Raw genomic sequence first — 17,925 nt, forward strand, 5'->3', positions numbered from 1 at the left:
TTGTAGGCGAACCTCACCGCGCTGGAGAAGCGGCGCATCAGGTCCAGGACCGCCTTCTCGTCTTCGGGGTCGGGGAAGACCAGGCGGGCGTGGATACCTAGAAAGAGCTTTGGGGCTTCGCCCTTGGGCATTCTTGGCCTCATTTTACCCCCTCTTGTCTCTTTCGCCGCCCTTCTTGGGGTGTCGCGCTCTTGGACGAATCAGGGACGGGAAAGAGGAAGTGTGCGGAGTTGTGAGCTATTTTTCAGCTGTTTGAACCTCCTCCCTCCACTCCGGGGGCACGGCCTGAAGGCCCCGCCGGTTGGCGTCCACCTCCAGGGGAAGGCTCATGAGAAAGAGGCCGTACCCCCCGGTGAGGAAGGCCGCCCCCACGGGGCTTGGGGCGGCGAGAAACCCGAGGAGGAGAAGCCCGAGGGCCAGGGTCAGGGCCCCCTGGACGGCCCGCACCATGTGGGGGCGTTCACGCCATTGGAGGGCGTGCCCCACCTCGTGAACGGCCACCGCCAGGTGGTAGACGCTCCGCCCCGCGTACACCGCCCGGGTGAGGTAGACGCTCCGCTCGGGATAGCGCACGCCGTTTCTCCAGCCCACCCGCACCCGGAACCCCGTGAACAACCTCCGCAGGACCTCCTCCGCGAAGGGGCCCGCCTCGAGGGGAACGGGCACGCCCCGGTAGCGGCGGAAGGTGAACGCCAGGTAGACGGCGTAGCTCACCACCAGGGCCATCCCGGTGAGGGCGGTGAGCACCCCGTTCACCCCCGCACCCCCAGGAGCATGTTCCGGAGGAGGAGGACCCCCCCGTACACCAGGGCGGGAACGTCCATGCCCTGGAACCGCCCACCCCTCTCCAGACCCACCCTTTCCGCCGCCCAGGTCCCCAAGGGGAGGAGGAGCCCCGTCCACCCGTACACGCCCGCCCCGGCGAGGGCTAAGGCGGCGTACCGCCACCCCCCGGAAAGGACTCCGGCCAGGACCACCCCGAGGGGAGCGCTCACGAACCCCGGGAAGAGGAAGCCTCCCAGGAAGAGGGCGAGGCCCGCTCCAAGGCGCCATCCCCCGCCCCGAGCCCAGAGGGCTAAGACGCCCTGCCCTACCCAGAGGGCGAGGAGCGGCCCCCCGCCCGCCATCCCCGCCGTGAGCCAGCCGAGCCCGGCGAAGAAGGCCTCCCTCCAGCCCACACGCCCGGCGAAGAGGCCCCCCGTGAAGGGGGCGCCCCAGGGGCCTTCCAAGAGCCCCGCCAAGGCTCCCAGGAGCTCAGGCCGAAGCCCTCTCCGCCCTGCGGTAGACGCCATCCCTCGCTTCCACCAGCCCCTGGCTCACCAGGCGCTTCAGCCGCTTGGCCACCGTGGACTTGGGCCACCCGAGCTCCCGGGCCAGGGCGCTTGGGCCCTTGGGGACCTCGAGGGCCTCCAGGAGGGAGAGCTCCTCCTCCTCTAGGGGAGCGGGGAGGGTTTCCTCCCCTTCCCTCCGGGGCCCCACGGCGTTCACCTCCCGAGCTTCCCCTACGGGCGCCCGGGCGTTCCCCGCCTCCCCAGGGGCCTCCTCCCGGTTCACCCGGGCGTACACGCCCCGTTTCCGCTCCACCAGGCCCAGGCTCATGGAGGTCAGGTTCCCCCAGAAGACCACCCCCGCTCCCACCAGGCTCCCCCAGAGGGCCCAGGCGCTTCCCAGGACCACGGAGGAAAAAGAGAGGTAGAAGGTGGCCACTTCCACGGCGAAGGCGATGAAGGGGGAGGCCCTGACCCCTTCCGCGTCAAAGCGGGCGTAGTAGTGCCGGAGGTGGGCGTAGCTCGCGGCCAGGGCGACGGCGTAGACCACCACGCCCACCCCCGCCAGGACCGGGAGCTTCCCCATGGCCTCCCCCACCACCTTGCCCGTGATGAAGCCCACCACGGGCATGGCGCTCGCGGCGATGGCGGCCTGGGCGTAGACCCCGAGCACGGCTCACCTCAGGACCCGGTCCAGGGGCGTCCACCTGCGGCGCTCCCGGTAGGCCCTCACCGCCCGCGCCACGAGGAGGGCCCCCACCACCAGGACCAGGCTCAGGCCCGCCCCCAGGGCCACGCCCGCCTTCACCCCCTGGTCCACGCCCACGGCCCAGGCGGCGTAGATCACCTTGGCGGGCACCTGGTGTTCCCCCACCTGGACCACGCCGTTCACGTCCCCCCGGAACATGCTCCGGGGAACGGTGAACACCACGTTTCCCGCCTTGAACGCCACGTTCCCGTCCCCGCTCATCGTTCACCCCCGAAGAGCCCGAAGAGTCCCTTCCGCCGCTCCCTGGCCTCGAGGGTGCGCCGGAAGGCCTCGGTGATGCGCTTGGCCCACTCCTCCAGGGCCTTGAGCCTCGGCTCCACCTCGCCCCGCCAGAGGTCCGTGGCCCCCTGGATGCGCTCCTCCACCTCCCGGATGGTCTCCGCTTTGGCCGTTCGCACCGCCATTTCCACCCGCTTCCAGTCCACGCCGTCCCCCGCCTTTAGGCCCTCCACCAGGCCCTTCAGGGCCCGGATCTCCTGGTGGTGGAGCCTAAGGGCGGCGTTCACCCCGCCGAACCTCGAGGCCTCCTTCTGCACCGCCTCCTCCAGGCGCTCCACCCGCCGGGCCATCTCTTCCAGCTGGGCGGAGAGCTTCCCGAGCTGGACGAAGGCGGCCCCCACGTCCACCTGCGGCTCCGAGCCCAAAAGTTCCCGGGTCCGGCTCCGGGATTCCTGCAGGCGCCGCTCCGCCTCCAGGACCTCCTGGAAGGCCTTCCGCCTCCCCTGCTCCGGGCGGTAGAGGAGCGTGGCCTGGGCCAGCCTCACATGGTAGAGGAGGGGGTCCTCCGAGGGGTCCTGGCCGAAGACCTCCTGGTAGGCCCGCCGCCACTTCGCGTCCTGGGCCGCCTCGCTCTGGGACTGCCCCGTCTGGGCGGGGGCTCGGGGCGGGGCCTTTTCCCCGGCCTCCACCGGGGCGGGAAGGGGGTCCTCCTGGGCGGAAGCGGGCTCCGCCTGCGCGGGGGAAGGCTCCACCAGGAGGCCGAAGGCCTCCTCGTAGCTTCCCACCAGCTTCTCCTCCACCAGGACGGTGGCCACCTTGAGGAGGGGGTCCTCCAGGGGGGTGGCCGCCCGCCCGCTTTGGGCACGAAAGGCCTCCTTCGCCCTCCGGCTGGGGGAGACCTCCCGGGCCCGCGCCACCACCTCCTTGGCCACGTCGGGCTCCAAGGAGCTAAGCCTCGCCTCCAGTTCCTGCCACACCGCTTCCATCTACACCCCCAGGGCCAGGTAGAACCCCAGCAGGGCGGGGAAGAAGGCGGCCATGAAGCCGTACCCTTCCTCCTCCCGCCGGAAGAAGCCGTCCGCCGCCAGGGCCAGGGCCTGATAGGCCAGGGCGGCATAGGGTCCCCCAAGCCGCCACACCATGGCCCCGGCCAGACCCAGGACCGCCCCGCCGTAGTAGACCCCCACCCGCCCCCGGAAGAGCCCCCGGAGAAGGGGGGAGAGGACGAGGAGGAAGGGCAAGGCGCCCTGGCCCACCAGGCCTTGCAGGAACCACCCCCCGAGGAGGGCGAGGGAGGTGAACCCCAGCAGGGAAAGCCCTTCTCTCACGGCAGGACCACCCTCCGGTCGGCGTCCACCAGGTCCACCACCCCCTCCGCCGTGCGGGCGGCGCCCACCATGCGGAAGAGGACCATCCGCCCCGTGGGAACGGAGAGGGCGGCCACCCCGTTCACCACCAGGGCCCGGTCCGCCAGGCGGTAGCCCTCGTACCCGTCGGGCGGGGCGTCCCCGTAGAGGGGAACCCCCTCCTGGTCCTCGGGCCGGAGCCAGGCCTCGCCCACCGCCTGGGTGTCGGCGGTGAACCCGGGGGCGGTGAGCTCCACCCGCACCCGCTTCCTCGCCAGGGCCACCGTCCGGCTCTCCCCTGAGCGGGCCAGGACCCGCCCCTCCTGGAAGGGGAAGCCGTCCGCGTAGGCCACGAGGACCACCTCCCGGTACTCCCCGTCCGGGGGGACCACGGCGAGGCCGAAGGGCGGGGTGCAGGAGCGGGCCGCCTCCACGCCCCCCAGGAGGGCGGCCACGCAGGCCACCCTCGAGGCCACCCCCTCCGGGGTAAGGCGGATGGGGGCGTAGCGAGGCTCGGGCACCCGCACCAAGAGCCCTTCCGCGGGCGGGGCCACCTCCACCCGGGACTCCCCGGCCCCGTCCCGCACCCGCACCACCGCCCTGGGGGCGGTGGGCACCCGGAGCTCCGGCCCGCCCCGGTGGACCAGGACCATGCCCTCCAGGCCCGAGGGGGGCGGGTCGGGGTAGACCGCCACGCCGAAGGCGAAGGCCCCGTCCACCCAGGCCTCGTAGGTGGCGGCGCTTCCCGCCCAAGGGGCCTCGGCCCGCAAGGAAAGGGTCTTCCGCTCCACCTCCACCCGGGCCGTGCTTCCGGGGAAGAGCTCCACTTCCCCCTGGTAGCCCTGCACCTCCACCCCCTGCCACACCGCCACCGCCCGCACCGGGAGCTTGCCCGAAAGCCCCGTGAAGCGGAAGGTGTAGTCCCCGCACCGGGTGGCGCTCCTTCCCGCCGCCTCCACCGTGGCGCAGGCTCCCTCCTTGACCCCGGCGAGCTCCAGCCGGGCCGGGCCCTGGAACTCCCGCTGTAGGTCGGTGCAGGCGGAGAGGAGGAGGAAGAGGGGGACGAGCCTAGAAGCGAACCTCATAGCTCACCCGCACCCGCCCGTAGAAGCCCGTGGCCGTGGTGAAGCGGTAGCGGTCCACGTGGGAGGCCACGCCCTCCCCGAGAAGCCCCTCCCGGTACCCCGCCTGGAGGCTCACCCGGAAGGGGGAAAGGGGGAGCTCGGCCCCCGCCTCCACCAGAAGGCCCCGGTCCAGGCCGATGTCCTCCTGGGGCACGGCGTAGGCCAGGCGCACCCGCCCGGCGAGGCCTTCCCCCGGGTAGGCCAGGGTGGCAGAGAGGGCGGAGAAGGGGGTGTCCCCCGCCCCCAGGCCCCAGTACCGCCCGTAGCCCAGGGCGAGGTCCACGGGGCCCAGGCGGGCGCCCCCCTGGACCTCCAGGAAGTACCGCCCGGGCTCCCCCGCCACCAGGCCCGCCCCCGCCCCGATCCGCGCGTGAACCCCGGGGAGGAGGCCGCCCTCGGGCTCGTGCTCCACGTAGGCCGCCCCGAAGTAGTACCTGCCGTCCCCAGCCCCGAGCTCCCCCACCAGGCGGATGCCCTGGAAGAGGGCGTAGCGGGCCAGGGCCTCCTCCCGGCCCCCGAAGCTCCGGTAGGCCACCCGCACCGGGCCCGCCTCCAGGGAGGCTTCCACCCGGTCCGTGCCCAGGTCCACCCGGGCCTCCCGCCACTCCAGGGCGAGGCCCCCGAAGGGGCCCCCCTCCCCCACCCCGGCGTACACCTGGGCCCTCGCCCTCGAGGCCAGCCCCGCCTCCAGGGCCTTGGCCTTCTCTTCCAGGGCGTAGACCCGCTTCCCCGTGGCCTGGGCGTCCTTGACCCGGGCCGCCTCGTTCTCCTCCACCTTCCGGGAGAGCTCGGAAAGGGCCGCCTCCAGGGCCTTCACCCGGGCCTCCATCTGGGCCAGGCGGTTCTCCTCCTCCCCGAGGCGGCCCTCCAGGCGGGCCAGGGCCCCCTTCAGGCCCTCCAGGTCCTTGAGGGCCCCCTGGGCCTCCATGGCGGCGAGGAGGGCCTGGCGTACCTCCTCCAGGTCCTTCTCCAGGGCCTCCAGGCGCACCCCGTGCTCCTCCAGGGCCTTCTGCACCCCGGGAACCACCTCCAGGAGGTCAGCCACCCGCCCGTAGAGCTCCGCCACCCGCTCCGGGGCTACCCCCTGCTCCTCCAGGGTCTTCCGCACCCGGGCCAGGACCTCCTCCGTCCAGGTGAGGTAGGCCCGGTAGAGGGCCACCGCCATCTGGTAGCGGGAGAGGGGCCTTTCCCCCTTGAAGGTCCCGTCGGGGTAGCCCACCAGGATCCCCCGCTCGATGAGGGCCCGCACCGCCCCCTCGGCCCAATGCCCTGGGGGAATGTCCCGGGTCTGGGCCTGGGCCGCCGAAGCCGCCAGAAGAAGCCCTAAGAGCGCTTCGCGCCTCATGCCCGTATGCTACCACTTGTAGCGATTTATGGCAACACATTACATACCCAGGGGCAGGGCCTCCGGCTCCCGGCCCTGGAGGAGGTCGTCCAGGGCCGAGGCCAGGTCGGGGTAGAGGAGGAACCGCCCCTTGCCCACCACCTGGAGGGCCGCCTGGAAGGAGGGCCGGGTGCGGCGTTTGCCCGTGGCCAGGTCCGGCTCCCCGAGCACGGGGTGCAGGGCCGGGTTCTCCAGGACGTCCAAGAGCCTTTCCCCGTGGGCCGTGGCCACCACCCGCACCCCCCTGCGGGAGGCGGTGAGGCACTCGTAGACGTCCTCGTTGTACCCGATCTCGTCCACCACCACCACCTCGGGGGAGTGGTTGGCGATGGCCTGGTAGATGACCCGCCCCTGGTTCTTGGAAGGGGGGTCTGGCACCTGCATCCTCCGGGCGGGGCGGATGCCGGGGTGGGTGATGAGCCCGTCCCCCCCGATCTCGTTGGACGTGTCCACCACCACCACCCTGGGCCCCCACCGCTCCGCCAGGATCCGCACGATGTCCCGGAGGAGGGTGGTCTTCCCGGTGCGGGGCGGCCCCACCACGAGGAGGCTTCCCCCGCTTTCCAAAAGGAAGTCCCGGAGGGGCTCCGCCACGCCCTCCACGAACTTCCCCACCCGGATGGTGATGCCCGCCATCTCCCCCAGGGCCGACTGGATGCGGGAAATGCGGTGCAGGGTCCCCTCGAGGCCCGCCCGGTTGTTCTCCTTGAACCCCCCTACCCGGTGAAGGACGAAGCTCAGGTCGTCCTTGGTGATCTCCCGCTCGCTGTAGCGGGCCTCCCCGTCCACGGTGTAGGCCAGCGGGGCCCCGAGGTCCATGGCGATCTCCTCCAGGCTCGCCCCGTGGGGCTCCACCTCCTTCCGCACCCAGGGGGGAAGCCGCTCCATGAGGGCCTGGAACTCGCGCTCAAAGCCTTCGCGAATCCGCGCCATACTACCGGTCCGAAAGCGCCGAGAGAAACCCCACCGCCCCGCCCAGGGAAAGCCCTGCGGGCAGGCCGGAGAGGAAGGCCCAAAGCTCCCTGGAGGCCGCGCCGAGGTGGCGGACGAGGACCTCCACGTCCGCCCGCCCGAGGAGGGCCGCCCCCAGGTAGAGGAGGGCGAGCCAGGGCACCACGGCCCGCACCACCCGGCCCAGGGCGTACCCCGAGAGGAGGCCAAGCCCCAGGTAGGCCCAAGCCTCCCCTCCGGAGAAGGCCCGGCCCAGGGCCTCGAGGGCCTCCAGGGCGGGCATCTCCCCCATCACCCCCTCCCCCTCCAGGCCCGGTACAGGGAGAGGACCCGCTTCACGTACCTATGCGTGGAGGCGGGAATCGCCCCCACCCGCACCGCCCCAAGCCCGGCGTTGTAGGCGGCCAGGGCCTTGTACCAGTCTCCCCCCGTGGCGTAGTAGAGCTCCCGGAGGTGCTTGGCCGTGGCCCAAAGCGCCCAGTCGGGGTGGCCCCGCCACTCGGGAGGGGCCCCGGTGGTGCGCCGCCAGGTCCCGGGCATGAACTGGCCCAGGCCCACCTCTCCCGCCCGCCCCACCGCCTGGGGGCAGTAGCGGCTCTCCACCCACACCACCGCCGCCACCAGGTAGGGGTCAAGCCCCCAGGCCTGGGCGTAGCGCCAGGTCCGTCCCCAGAGGTCCTGGGGGATGTAGCCGCAGGCCAGGGCCGGGGAGAGGACAAGGGCCAGGAAGGCCAGGGCCCTCACCCCCGCTTCACCTCCTCCAGGAGGGCCCGCACCGCCCTGAGCTCCCCGTAGACCCCGGAGAGGAGCAGGAGGCCCACCCCGTAGAGGAAGACCATAAGCCCCGCCCCCACCCCGGTCCCGTCCAGCCGGAAGAGGGAAAGCAGGAAGAGGAAAAGCCCAAGGACCGCCACCCCTTTGCCCAAGACGCCTCCCCAACGCTCCAAGTCCATAGCTCACCTCCTTCCGTACTCCTGCAGGTAGAGGCGGTGCGCCCAGTCCTCCACGGAAAAGGGCACCGCCTGGAGGAAGGCCCGGTAGAAGCGCTCCACCAAGGGCTCGGGCCTGGCCTCTTCCAGGGTGAGGTCCACGTACCCCCGCCGCACCAGGAGGCCCACCTTCCGGTCCACCACCAAAAACTCCCCCGCGAGGTATGGGGCGAAGCGCACCACCGCTCCCGCCAGGGCCAGGCCCGGCCCGTAGCTCTTCGGGTGGGTGAGGCCGCTATCCGTGGTGAGCAGGTACACCTTCACCCCTCCCTTCACCATCCGCTCCCTCAGGGCCTCCGCCAGGGGCTTCCGGTCCAGGATGGCCACCTGCACCAGGACCTCCCCCGTGGCCCGCCGCAACACCTCCGCCGCCTCCTCCGGGGTGTAGGTCCCCTGGCCTAGGGCAGAGGAGGCCAGCGAGGCCAAGGCCAGGACGCACCAGAACCTCCGCATCCCTCACCTCCACCGCTTCGCCGCAAAGCCTTTCCTTGGTCAGCGAAGCTACCTTGAGAACCTGCTCCGCCTCCTCCTTGGGGAGGGCGAGGACCTCGGGCACCGGCTCCTCCCGGTGGGCCTTCTTCCACCACTCCACCACCCGGCACCAGCGCACCAGCGCCCAGTACCCGGCCCGGTCCGCCTCGCGGATGGCCTCGAGGCCCTTGCGGGTGAGGGAGAGGCGCAAGGGCTCCCCCTCCACCTCGCACCACCCCAGCTTGGCCCAGGCGGGCTCGGGGGTGGGGAAGTCCTCGGGAAGGTAGAGGTCCAGGCGGAGGGTCTCCGAGCCCTGGTAGTGCCGCTTGAAGCGGGGCACCGTCCGGGTGAGGGCCTCCAGGTAGGCGAGGAGGCTTTCGGGCCTCGAGGGGTCCTCCTTCCAGGGGGCCTCCACCTCCGGGGTGGCCGAGGCGGGCAGGGCCACCTGGCCCCGCCCCCTGGGCAGGGGGAAGCCCCTCTCCCCCGGCGCCGCTCCCCTGGCCTTCTCCCACAGGCGGTGCAGGAGGTGGTCCCTGCGCCACATGCCGAAGAGGGGAATGCGGGCCGGGGGCATGCCCTCCAGGAGGACCACCGCCTCCCCCTTGGCCGCCACCCGCATCTCCTCCGGGGAGAGGAGGGGCCGCGCCACCTCCCGCTCCCCCACGGTGCGGCTCGTGGGCAGGGGGAGGAGGCCCCTCCGGCTCACCCCCCGCACCTCCTGCATCACCGAGGTCTCTCCGAGGACCTGGGAGAGCCTTTGGGCGTCGTTGTCCGAAAGCCCGGAGAGGAAGTAGACCCGCTGGGCGAAGGTCCCCTCGATGGCCTCCCACTCCTCGTCCCCGTAGACCGCCCGCCCCTGGTCCGTGTTCTGCACCGCGATGTGGTAGGCCACCCTCCGGGAGCGCATGGTGCCCAGGTTCTCCTTGATGCCGGGCAAGAAGCCGAAGTTGGGGAACTCGTCCCAGTAAACGCTCACCGGGAGGGGAAGCCTTCCCCCGTTGCGGTTGGCGTACTGGAGGGTCTTCAGGTCCACGATGCGCTTGAGGAGCTTGAGGAGCACGTACCCCGAGGCGTTGTCCCCGATGAGCTCCTGGGGCACGCCGATGTAGACCAGGCTGGGCTCGGAGAAGACCTTCTCCCAGGGGATCTCCAGGGGCCCGGGCTCCGTGGCGGCGGCGAGGCCCGGGTCCAACCAGATGGAGAGGCGGTTCCGGGCCCCGTTGAGGATCCCCGCCAGCTGGTCCTGGCGCATCTCCAGGAGGGTCTTGAGCTCCACCTGGAGGTAGGGCCGCACCTCCACGTAGGCCTTTAGGCCCGCCACCCCGTCCCCCAGGACCCGGTAGATGTGGGCCAGGGAGTACCGCCCCTCCACCCCCTCGGCGTGGACCAGGGCCTGGAGGAGGGTGCGCTCGAGGCCCGGGTAGAACTCCTTGGAGTCGGGCACCTTGGGGTTCCTCGGCACGAAGATCTCGGCGATGAGCTTGGCCTGGGTGATGTCCTCCGCCCCCTCCAGGAAGTTGATGCGGAAGGAGCGCTCTCCCCACGGGGTGAAGGGGTAGACGGCCCGCCCGTGGTGGGCGTAGTAGGCCATGGCCTCCATGAGCCCCTCCCGGTCCGGGTACTTCAGGTCGTAGACGATGGCCGTCCAGCCGTCCTTGGCGTCCAGGAGGAGGTTCGGGAGGTAGTACCCCGAGGTCTTCCCGTGCCCCGGCTTGCCCACCACCAAGGTGTGGGCCACCCTCTGGCCCTCCGAGACCCGGAGGGGCTTCCGCCCCACCTGCCCGTACCAGCCCACCCCCTTGGGGTTCAGGTAGGGCCGGAGGTCCTTCTCCGTGGCCCACCGCCCCTGCCCGGGAAGCTTCCTGGGCCGGGCGGGTTGGTAGACGAAGGGGGCGAGCCCCCCCACGAAGCCCAGGACCAGGACCAGCCGGAGCAGGTCGTAGTTGAGCCGGGCCATCCAGAGGCGGTTGAGCTCGTTCCCGCACGGGGTAGAGACGTTCAGGATGCAGGCGGAGAGGAACTCCATCCCCCTCGCCCCGGGCCTGCCCACCGCGCGGTCCCAGCCCGCTTCGGCCAGGGCCTGGGCGGCCTCGAGGCCCCCCTTGAGGCCCAGGTAGAAGACGAGGCCCAGGCTGGAGAGGAAGAAGAGGAAGCCCACCGCCCGGAGGGCCTTGAGCCAGCGCGGGGTCTCGAAGAGGGAGGCCTCCACCCTAACCCCTCCTGCCCCGGGCCCGGGCGATCCAGTACCCGGGGGCCTTGGGGGCCAGGGGCCGGGCGAGGAGCTCCTTGAGGGCGGCCTCGCTGGGCTGGTACTCCACCCTGGGGAAAGGCTCCCGCCTAACCCACTTGGGGCCCCGGTCTATCCAGCGCTTCACCCTTCTTCACCTCCTTTCTTCTCGTAGGCGCCCCGCCCGATCCACCTCGGGGGAGGGGAGGAAGAGGCGGGGATGGTGGTGCCCGAGGGCGTCTCGGAGGGCCTCGACTGGGCCCGGTCGATCCACCGCCCCGGGGCCTTGGGGATCTCCCGCTCGTAGGAAGGCGCCTCCCTCGAGGCCGAGGCCCCAAACCCCTCGGCTCCCTGGCCCACCCCGGGGGCGGGGCGCACCACGATGGGCTCCACCCCTTCCTTGTACTCCGCCCGGTGCATGTAGGGCACTTCGGCACCGGGGGAACGGATCTCCACGGTGCTCTGGTAGCTCGGGGGCACCTCCTGGGGCCCGCCGCCTCTCCCGGAGCCGTGCGCTGTCGCCGCCCCGGCCAATGCCCCGGCAGGCCCGCCCCGCAGGTAGCCCGCCGCCGCGCCCGCCACGGCCCTGGCCCCGCTCTCCAGGTTCTCCCCCGCCTGCATGACCATCCCCCCAGCCCTTGCCACGCCCTGGGCCGCCATCCCCGTGGCGTAGCCGATGGCCGCCGCCGTCACGGCCAGGGAGAGCCCGCCGAAGAAGGTGGCCACCAGGCTCGCGAGGTAGCCCGAGATGAGGAGGGCCGCCGCCATACCTCCCGCCGTCATCAGCAGGGTCTGGCCCCAGGCCTGGAACATGTCCACGAGCCCCTTGCCGATGCCCAGGACGAGGGTCCCCACCTGCCGCATCATCTGGTTGATGGCCTCCTTGGTCATGGTGCCGCACGCCACGGGGGAAAGGAGGGCCTTGCCCTCTGGGGGAACGTTCCGGTAGTTGAGCTTCCCGTCCGTGTCCACGAAGACCTCAAAGCCGCACACCCTGGGGTCCCAGCCGTTTTGCAGGGCGAGGTTGTTCAGGGTCTCGGCGAAGATGCGGCGGTTCTCCCGGAACTGGTCGGTGAGGGTCTTCACCGTGTTCTCCACGATGGTCTTGGCCTCCGAGGCGATGTAGGCCGCGGGCCGGGAGACCCCGAGCTCCAGCCCTCCCCGCACCACGAACGGGCCGATGGCCCCCATGATGAAGGCCCAGATCACGGCGGAAAGCCACCTGCCGAAGAGCTGGGGCCCGAGGCCGATGGGCAGGGCCAGGCTCCCCGCCACGATGGGCCAGAAGGCGGAAGCGAGGAGGAAGATGGTGCTGATGACCACGGTGAGGACCATGGCGATGATGACGAAGGGGATGAGGAGGAGGCTCGCCGGGTTCAGGAGCTGGGCCGCCGCCCCGATGCCGGAGAGGATCTGCTGAGCCCAGCCGGGCATGTGGGGGGCGTCGTTCAGGGCCGTGCCCACGAAGTGCACTACCCCCGCCTCGAGGATGGCGATAAGGGTAAAGAGAGGGTTGATCACCGCCCCGAGGGCCTTCAGGTTGTTGGAGGCCTCCGTCATGGCCTCGGCCAGCTCGGTGCGGAAGGTGTTGGTGACGGCGTAGTACACCCCGTCCACCCCGCCGAAGCTCGCGTCCAGGACCTCCCCGAACCAGAGAAACCCCCCCGCCAGGACCACCCGGGCCATGGCCCCGAGGATCTCCTCCAGGCTCCCGTAGTAGACCGCCCGGATGAGGCTCCACACGAGGCCCACCAGGATGAGGCTCCGCCCGATGGTGTAGGCCCCGGCCTGGAAGTCCCGGAGGCTCGCCTTGAAGAGGGCGATCCAGTCGTTGAGGTTGAGCATGGCGGAGAGGATGCCCGTGAGGAAGTCCCGCACCCCCTGGTCGATCTGGCCTTGAGGAGGCGGGGGCGGATCCGCCAGGGCCAGGAGGAAGAGGAAGGGGAGGAGGGCGAGGGCCAGCGGAGCCACGGGGCGCCGGGCGGGCCTCACGGGCTACCACCCCCATTCCCCCCCTGGGGCGTGCCGCTTTGGGCCTTCCATTGCCGGGCCAGAAGGGCCATGGCCTCCCCCATGACCACGTACCGGGCCGAGGTCTTCTCCGCCTGGGAGGCCACCTGGGCCATGAGGGCCCTAAGCTGGTCCTGGGCGCTCGCCTCCTGCTTCTTGATGAGCTCCACCAGGTTCTGGTTCACCTGGGTGAGCTGTTCCACGGTCAGGGCCTGCTGGGCGGCGAGGTTCTTCATCTCCTGCACCGCCCGGAAGGAGTCCTGGGCCTGAAGGCGGAGGAGCTCGGCGAAGCCCTCCACCACCACCTGCATCACCTCCCGGGTGGAGGGGGCGCTCTGGGCCTCGGCCATGAGGCGCTCGGAGACCCCGGGGTCCATGACCGAGCCCGAGGACTCCGCCGCCTCCACCTGGCTCGCCTGGGCCACCGCGTCCGTCGCGGGGGCTCCCGCCGCGCCGCTGGGGAGGGGCTGGCCCTGGGCCACGCTGGCCCCGGAAAGCCCTCCGGTGAGGGTGGCCCACCCCTTCTGCACCGCCTCGGCGATGAAGTTCCAGGCGGCCCCCAGGGTGTCCCACAGGTCCTGCAGGGTGTTCTCCAGGCTCAGGTTCTCCTTCTGGTTCTTCACGTTTTGGGCCACCCGGGACTGGTTCTCCAGGAGCTGGGCGGTGCGCTGGAGGTCCTTGAGGCTCTGCACCGTGGCCTCGAAGCCGAGCTGGGGCACCACCCCGGAGACGAGGCGGGTCCACCACTCCGGCCCCCAGTAGAGGGGGTCATCCCCCGGCTTCCAGGCGTCTAGCTCCGCAAGTTGCCTCTGCCGGGCCTGGGCCAGGGCGTTCAGGATGGCGTTCTTCTGCCTGCGGATGTCGGCCATGAAGTCCGTGAGGGCCTGGTCCACCTGGTCCACGATGGGGTTCAGCTGGTAAAGCCCCAGGCCCTTCCCCAGCCAGTCCAGGGCCAGCCCGGTGCCGTAGTAGATGGCCTGGTTCTTGAAGTCCTCCCACATGTCCCCGAGCTGGTTCCAGTAGTTCACCGCCTTCCTCACCGTGCGGTGGGCGGTGCAGAGCCACCGCACCGAGGCCAGCTCGTAGAAGCCGATGACCCTGCAGGCCTGGGCGATGAAGCCGTCCAGGTCGTCCATGAGGCCCTGGGCCTGGAGGTTCTGCCCGGAAAGGCCCGTCCCCTGGACGGCCACGGGGAGGAGGGCGTAGGCGGTGCCCGTCTTCCTCCCGGTGTACCCCACCTCGAGGCGAAGCGCGGTGGTGCCGCCAAAGCCCTGGGTGTCCCAGTACCGCTCCACCACCCCACCCGCCCCTCCGGGATCGGCCTCCAGGACCCCCTTCCCCGAAGGCAGGGCCACGGCCCGCACGGAGAGGATCCTCTCCCCCTCCTCGGGCACCACCCGGGCCGCCACCTTGAGGATCCGCCCCTCGGGGTAGGGGCCGGGCCGGGGGGAAAGCCACTCCACCCGCACGGCGAAGGCGGGGAGGAGGGCGAAGCCCAGGACCAGAGCCAGCCTCACGGCGCCCTCCCCTCGGCGAGCTCCACCACCGCGCGGAGGACGTCCCCGTACTGCTCCGCCAGGGCCTTCCTCTTGGCCGCCTCCTCCTGGGCGCTGGTGAAGAGCCAGTAGTCGTAGGGCGTGGGCCAGAGCTGGAGCACGTCCCCCTCCTTCCGGTCGTCCCGCACGCACCATGCCATCACCTCCCCGTAGAGCCCCTTCACGCCGCCCAGGGATTGCCACACCGCCATGGCCCGGTCCGGGAGGCCGAAGACCTCCTTCACGTAGGCCTCCTCGCCCTGCACCCGGAAGAGGAAGACCCAGGTGGTGTTCTGCACGATCCTGCCCGCGCTGTCCCCGCTGAAGTCCTGGAGGCTCTGGGTGATGCTCCAGATTCCTCCGCCCAGGTGCCGGAACCTGCGGTAGAGCTCCTCCACCAGGCTCGCGGCGTAGGGGTTCTTGAACACCTTCCACGCCTCGTCCAGGACCACCAGGAGGTTGCGCTCCTCCCCCCGCCTCTTCCCCTCCTTGGCCCGCTTCCAGATGAGGTCGGCCATGAGCACCGTGCCCACCACGTCCAGGCCCTCGTAGGCGTCCAGGCCCTCCAGCTCGTAGCACACCACCCGGGCCGTGCTCACCGGGACGGAGGTGGGGCGGTCCACGAAGGTGCCTAAGGGGGAGTCCCCGGTCCAGGACTGGAGCCTCAGGGCCAGGCTCCGGGCCACCTCCTTCTCCGTGGGGGAGATGCCCCGCCCCCCGATCTCGTCCAGGGTGAGGAGGGTCTTCACCAGGTCGGAAAGCCTCGCCCCGAGGTAGCGCTTCGCCTCGGTGCCGTCCTCGAGGAGGTCCACCGTGGTCGCCCGGGCGTAGGTCTGGGCGATGGCCGCCTCGAGGATGGCGTTCTCCACGGCCTCCGCCGTGGGGTCGTCCCCCGGGGGCACCATGGCCCGGAGGAGCTTCAAGAGGTCCCCCTTCTTCTCGGGGGTGGGCTCCACCTCGCCCTCCTCGAGGTCAAAGGGGTTGATGGAGGTGCCCGCCCCGGGGCGGATGTCCACCATGGCCCCGCCGAAGGCCTCCACCAGGGCCTGGTAGTTCCTGCCCCGGTCCAGGATCACCACGCTCACCTTGTCGTCCCGGAGGAGCTCCGAGAGGAGGTACTGCACGGAGAAGGTCTTGCCCGAGCCCGAGCCGCCCACCACGACGCCGTTGTAGTTGCGCATCCTTTTGTCAAAGGGGTCCACCTGGACCAGGGCCCCCTGCCGGTTCCGGAAGAGGGCCACGGGCCTTGGGCTCCCCGCCCAGGCCCCGGTGGTGGGGAAGAAGTGGGCGGCGTTGGTCTCCAGGAGGTAGACCCGCTCCTCGGGGATGCCCCCGGAGAAGGGGGCCAGGGTAAGCCAGGGGGTGAGGAGGCCGTTGCGCAAGACCCGGAAGGGGTTCCCGGGCACCCGGCTCAACTCGCTCATCGCCTGGGCGATCCGCCCCTCCAGGGCCTGCCTCTCCCGCTCCAGGAGGACCAGGCTCACCCCCACCTGGAAGATGTGGTCCCCCGTCTGGGAGACGTGGGTGATGGCCCCCTCCGTCTCCACCTGCCCCACCCGCACGTTGGGGTCCACGTAGGTCCCGGACTGGGAGGCGGAGTAGTACCGCCGGGCCCGGGCCTTGAGCGCCCGGATGGCGAGCTCGAAGGGCTCGTGGAGGAAGTCCATCACCAGGTAGAAGCGGCTTCCCCCGGCCCGGGCGAGCACGTCCCCCATCTCGGCGTAGGTCTCGTCGGGCACGGTGTAGAGGGAGAGGATCCCGGCCCACATGCCTCCCAGGTAGAGGGCGTCCCGGTAGGAGTTGTCCACCTCGCTCCGGGCCACCTGGGCCCTCAAGGTGGGGGGCCTCAGGGAGGGGATGCGGCGGATGGCCTCCCGGGGGTAGCGTTGCCAGGTCCTCTGGTAGCGGGGCACCTCCGCCAGGGCCAGGGCGGGGTTGAAGTAGCGGTAGATGGCGGCGAAGAGCTCCTGGTCGTCCATGGGAAAGGCGGGGATGCGGTAGCTCGAGGCCGCCTGCACCAGCCGCTCCCGCACCTTCACCGCCTCCCCCACCACCTCCTTCCACTCCTCCGGGGTGAAGGGCACCCGGCGCCGCTTGTGCCGGGGCTTCCCCAGGAGGACGCTCAGGTAGACCCGCCGCTCCAGCACCTCCCCCCGGGCCCACCGCTCCTTCCAGGCCTCGTAGCGCTTCTCCTGGAGGAAGCGGGCCACGGGGTGGGAGGCGGGCATCTCCCGGTAGCGCTCCACCCGGGAGGGGTGGGCCGGGGAGACCTCCACCACGAGCCTCGCCCGGCTCCCCTCGGGCACCGCGCTCCGGAGGAGGGCCTTCAGCACCCCCACCAGGCCCTCCATGTAGGCGGTGGAGACGAAGAGGGTGGGGGGAAGCTCCAACCGCACCCCCACCTCCACCCGCCCGTCGTTCAGGACCACCAGGCCGTCCTGGATCTCCCAGTACGGCAAGAGCGCGGTGAGGGAGTCCTCCCGCGCCCGGGAAAAGGGGCTAGTTCTGGAAGCGGCTGTCATAAATCAGGGGCGTGGTGTCCTCGTCCCGGTCGGGCCTGTAGCGCTCCTTCTGGGTGATCCAGGCCAACTCCTGCCACAGGCTCGCCCCGGGAAAGCGCAGGCGGAGCCGGTCGGAGTACCGCACCGCCAGGAATCCCATAAGCCCGGCGAAGACCAGGCCGAGGGCCGGGTGCGGCAGGCTCCCGCCCACCTGGAGCCCGAGGGCCATGGCCACGAGGCCGAGGAAGATCTGCCAGAGCTCCAGCCCGAGGAGGGTCAGGGGCTGGTAGAGCCGCCACACCCGGAGCCTGAGCATGGCCTGCTAAAAGAGGCCGGAGCAGGCGGGGGCGTAGTTGGCGCTGACGGTGCCCCCGAAGAACATCTTGGCGAAGAAGGGAGCCGCCGCGACGATGATGCCCCCGATGCCTGCGCCGATCATGAGGGGCATGGCGTTGCGCCCGCCGATGGCCAGGGAGATGCCGCCGATGGCGAACATGAGGATGATGATCCCGAGGCCCACGGGGCCCTTCAGGTAGCTCACGATGGTGCAGATGGCGTTGGCCACGTTGCCGAAGGCCTGGTCGGCGGGGTTATTGGTAGTGGTATTGGCCTCCGCCACCCCGAGGAAGAGCATGAGGCCCGCCGCCAGGGCCAGGGCCAGGAACCTGCCGTGCTCCGTGCCGAGGAACCGCTTCGCCTTGGCTAGAACCGCCTTCACGCTGAACCTCCTTGCCGCCTACCCTGAGCCGAGCCTCCTGCCTTGAACCCGCGAACCGGCCATCCCGCTCACTCCAGGCTCCCACCCCCTTTCGCCTCACACTACTGCCACTATAGCACACGACCACCCCTTTGTGGCAACATGAGGGCGTGAGGCTCAGACCCGAGGCGCGCAAGGCGGCAGAGGAAAAGCTCAAGCGGCCCATCCCCGAGCCGGACGAGCCCGGCTTCTACGCCCTCCTGGAGGAGGTGCGGGCCTTTGACCCCGAGCTCGCCGCCCTCCTGGAGGAGGGGATCGAGTTCGAGCAGGTGAAGCCCCCGGAGGAGGAGGTCAAGCAGGAGGTGAAGAAGCGGGCCCTTCTCCGGGACCTCTACAACCGCCTCCTCAACCGCTACGACGAGCTCACCGGGGAG

The 17,925-nt window shown here is 71.1% G+C and carries 20 protein-coding genes and 1 pseudogene; 1 reads left to right on the forward strand and 20 read right to left on the reverse strand.

Annotation, left to right across the window (positions count from 1 at the left end; genetic code table 11):
* Positions 1-237: 237 nt before the first annotated feature.
* The 20 genes from AC01Y6_RS06705 to AC01Y6_RS06800 are packed head-to-tail and all read right to left on the reverse strand — an operon-like array spanning position 238 to position 17,512.
* Complete coding sequence (locus AC01Y6_RS06705) at positions 238-756, reverse strand: zinc metallopeptidase (RefSeq protein ID WP_476670814.1); 519 nt, start codon at positions 754-756, stop codon at positions 238-240.
* On the reverse strand, positions 753-1,241 hold the full coding sequence (locus AC01Y6_RS06710; RefSeq protein ID WP_476670815.1) for a hypothetical protein: 489 nt from the start codon (positions 1,239-1,241) through the stop codon (positions 753-755). The genes AC01Y6_RS06705 and AC01Y6_RS06710 overlap by 4 nt, the downstream gene beginning before the upstream one ends.
* A gap of 13 nt (positions 1,242-1,254) precedes the next feature.
* Positions 1,255-1,941 carry a helix-turn-helix transcriptional regulator gene (locus AC01Y6_RS06715; RefSeq protein ID WP_476670816.1) on the reverse strand — a complete coding sequence of 229 codons (687 nt, stop codon included), beginning with the start codon at positions 1,939-1,941 and terminating at the stop codon, positions 1,255-1,257.
* A 3-nt stretch (positions 1,942-1,944) separates the two neighbouring features.
* Positions 1,945-2,238 carry a hypothetical protein gene (locus AC01Y6_RS06720; RefSeq protein WP_428719719.1) on the reverse strand — a complete coding sequence of 98 codons (294 nt, stop codon included), beginning with the start codon at positions 2,236-2,238 and terminating at the stop codon, positions 1,945-1,947.
* Entirely contained in the window at positions 2,235-3,242 is a 1,008-nt protein-coding gene (locus AC01Y6_RS06725) for a hypothetical protein (RefSeq protein WP_428719720.1), read from the reverse strand. Before AC01Y6_RS06725 ends, AC01Y6_RS06720 begins: the two co-directional genes overlap by 4 nt.
* Entirely contained in the window at positions 3,243-3,584 is a 342-nt protein-coding gene (locus AC01Y6_RS06730; RefSeq protein ID WP_476670818.1) for a hypothetical protein, read from the reverse strand.
* Entirely contained in the window at positions 3,581-4,687 is a 1,107-nt protein-coding gene (locus AC01Y6_RS06735) for a hypothetical protein (RefSeq protein WP_476670820.1), read from the reverse strand. The genes AC01Y6_RS06730 and AC01Y6_RS06735 overlap by 4 nt, the downstream gene beginning before the upstream one ends.
* Positions 4,671-6,071 (reverse strand): S-layer homology domain-containing protein, encoded by a 1,401-nt coding sequence (locus tag AC01Y6_RS06740; RefSeq protein ID WP_428716260.1) that lies wholly within the window; start codon positions 6,069-6,071, stop codon positions 4,671-4,673. Before AC01Y6_RS06740 ends, AC01Y6_RS06735 begins: the two co-directional genes overlap by 17 nt.
* Positions 6,072-6,110: 39 nt before the next feature.
* A complete protein-coding gene (locus AC01Y6_RS06745; protein WP_428722084.1) occupies positions 6,111-7,043 on the reverse strand; it encodes an ATPase, T2SS/T4P/T4SS family in 933 nt (310 codons plus the stop codon).
* A gap of 1 nt (position 7,044) precedes the next feature.
* Positions 7,045-7,353, reverse strand: a complete 309-nt coding sequence (locus AC01Y6_RS06750) for a hypothetical protein (protein ID WP_428716258.1) — start codon at positions 7,351-7,353, stop codon at positions 7,045-7,047.
* Positions 7,353-7,805 carry a lytic transglycosylase domain-containing protein gene (locus tag AC01Y6_RS06755; RefSeq protein ID WP_428716257.1) on the reverse strand — a complete coding sequence of 151 codons (453 nt, stop codon included), beginning with the start codon at positions 7,803-7,805 and terminating at the stop codon, positions 7,353-7,355. Before AC01Y6_RS06755 ends, AC01Y6_RS06750 begins: the two co-directional genes overlap by 1 nt.
* Positions 7,802-8,014 (reverse strand): hypothetical protein, encoded by a 213-nt coding sequence (locus AC01Y6_RS06760; protein ID WP_428719726.1) that lies wholly within the window; start codon positions 8,012-8,014, stop codon positions 7,802-7,804. The genes AC01Y6_RS06755 and AC01Y6_RS06760 overlap by 4 nt, the downstream gene beginning before the upstream one ends.
* Positions 8,015-8,017: 3 nt before the next feature.
* Positions 8,018-8,383, reverse strand: a complete 366-nt coding sequence (locus AC01Y6_RS06765; protein ID WP_428719727.1) for a hypothetical protein — start codon at positions 8,381-8,383, stop codon at positions 8,018-8,020.
* Entirely contained in the window at positions 8,286-10,730 is a 2,445-nt protein-coding gene (locus AC01Y6_RS06770; protein WP_476670822.1) for a type IV secretory system conjugative DNA transfer family protein, read from the reverse strand. The genes AC01Y6_RS06765 and AC01Y6_RS06770 overlap by 98 nt, the downstream gene beginning before the upstream one ends.
* A 1-nt stretch (position 10,731) precedes the next feature.
* Positions 10,732-10,896, reverse strand: coding sequence for a hypothetical protein (locus AC01Y6_RS06775; RefSeq protein WP_428716254.1), 165 nt, complete (start codon positions 10,894-10,896; stop codon positions 10,732-10,734).
* Positions 10,893-12,740 carry a hypothetical protein gene (locus AC01Y6_RS06780; protein ID WP_476670824.1) on the reverse strand — a complete coding sequence of 616 codons (1,848 nt, stop codon included), beginning with the start codon at positions 12,738-12,740 and terminating at the stop codon, positions 10,893-10,895. Before AC01Y6_RS06780 ends, AC01Y6_RS06775 begins: the two co-directional genes overlap by 4 nt.
* Positions 12,737-14,275, reverse strand: a complete 1,539-nt coding sequence (locus tag AC01Y6_RS06785) for a hypothetical protein (protein WP_476670825.1) — start codon at positions 14,273-14,275, stop codon at positions 12,737-12,739. The genes AC01Y6_RS06780 and AC01Y6_RS06785 overlap by 4 nt, the downstream gene beginning before the upstream one ends.
* Complete coding sequence (locus AC01Y6_RS06790; RefSeq protein WP_476670826.1) at positions 14,272-16,752, reverse strand: TraG/VirB4 family ATPase; 2,481 nt, start codon at positions 16,750-16,752, stop codon at positions 14,272-14,274. The genes AC01Y6_RS06785 and AC01Y6_RS06790 overlap by 4 nt, the downstream gene beginning before the upstream one ends.
* Before the next feature lie 40 nt (positions 16,753-16,792).
* Positions 16,793-17,110, reverse strand: coding sequence for a hypothetical protein (locus AC01Y6_RS06795; RefSeq protein WP_428716250.1), 318 nt, complete (start codon positions 17,108-17,110; stop codon positions 16,793-16,795).
* Positions 17,111-17,116: 6 nt separating this feature from the next.
* A complete protein-coding gene (locus AC01Y6_RS06800; RefSeq protein WP_476670828.1) occupies positions 17,117-17,512 on the reverse strand; it encodes a TrbC/VirB2 family protein in 396 nt (131 codons plus the stop codon).
* 149 nt (positions 17,513-17,661) lie between these two features.
* On the opposite strand from AC01Y6_RS06800, the pseudogene AC01Y6_RS06805 reads away from it, so the two are divergent.
* Positions 17,662-17,925: pseudogene (locus AC01Y6_RS06805) on the forward strand (hypothetical protein); the annotation flags it as partial.

This window comes from Thermus sp., assembly GCF_056332225.1.

Coding starts and splice junctions, on each gene's coding strand:
- AC01Y6_RS06720 (WP_428719719.1), bottom strand. CDS start 2,238: ATGAGCGGGGACGGGAACGTGGCGTTCAAGGCGGGAAACGTGGTGTTC.
- AC01Y6_RS06725 (WP_428719720.1), bottom strand. CDS start 3,242: ATGGAAGCGGTGTGGCAGGAACTGGAGGCGAGGCTTAGCTCCTTGGAG.
- AC01Y6_RS06735 (WP_476670820.1), bottom strand. CDS start 4,687: ATGAGGTTCGCTTCTAGGCTCGTCCCCCTCTTCCTCCTCCTCTCCGCC.
- AC01Y6_RS06740 (WP_428716260.1), bottom strand. CDS start 6,071: ATGAGGCGCGAAGCGCTCTTAGGGCTTCTTCTGGCGGCTTCGGCGGCC.
- AC01Y6_RS06745 (WP_428722084.1), bottom strand. CDS start 7,043: ATGGCGCGGATTCGCGAAGGCTTTGAGCGCGAGTTCCAGGCCCTCATG.
- AC01Y6_RS06750 (WP_428716258.1), bottom strand. CDS start 7,353: ATGGGGGAGATGCCCGCCCTGGAGGCCCTCGAGGCCCTGGGCCGGGCC.
- AC01Y6_RS06760 (WP_428719726.1), bottom strand. CDS start 8,014: ATGGACTTGGAGCGTTGGGGAGGCGTCTTGGGCAAAGGGGTGGCGGTC.
- AC01Y6_RS06795 (WP_428716250.1), bottom strand. CDS start 17,110: ATGCTCAGGCTCCGGGTGTGGCGGCTCTACCAGCCCCTGACCCTCCTC.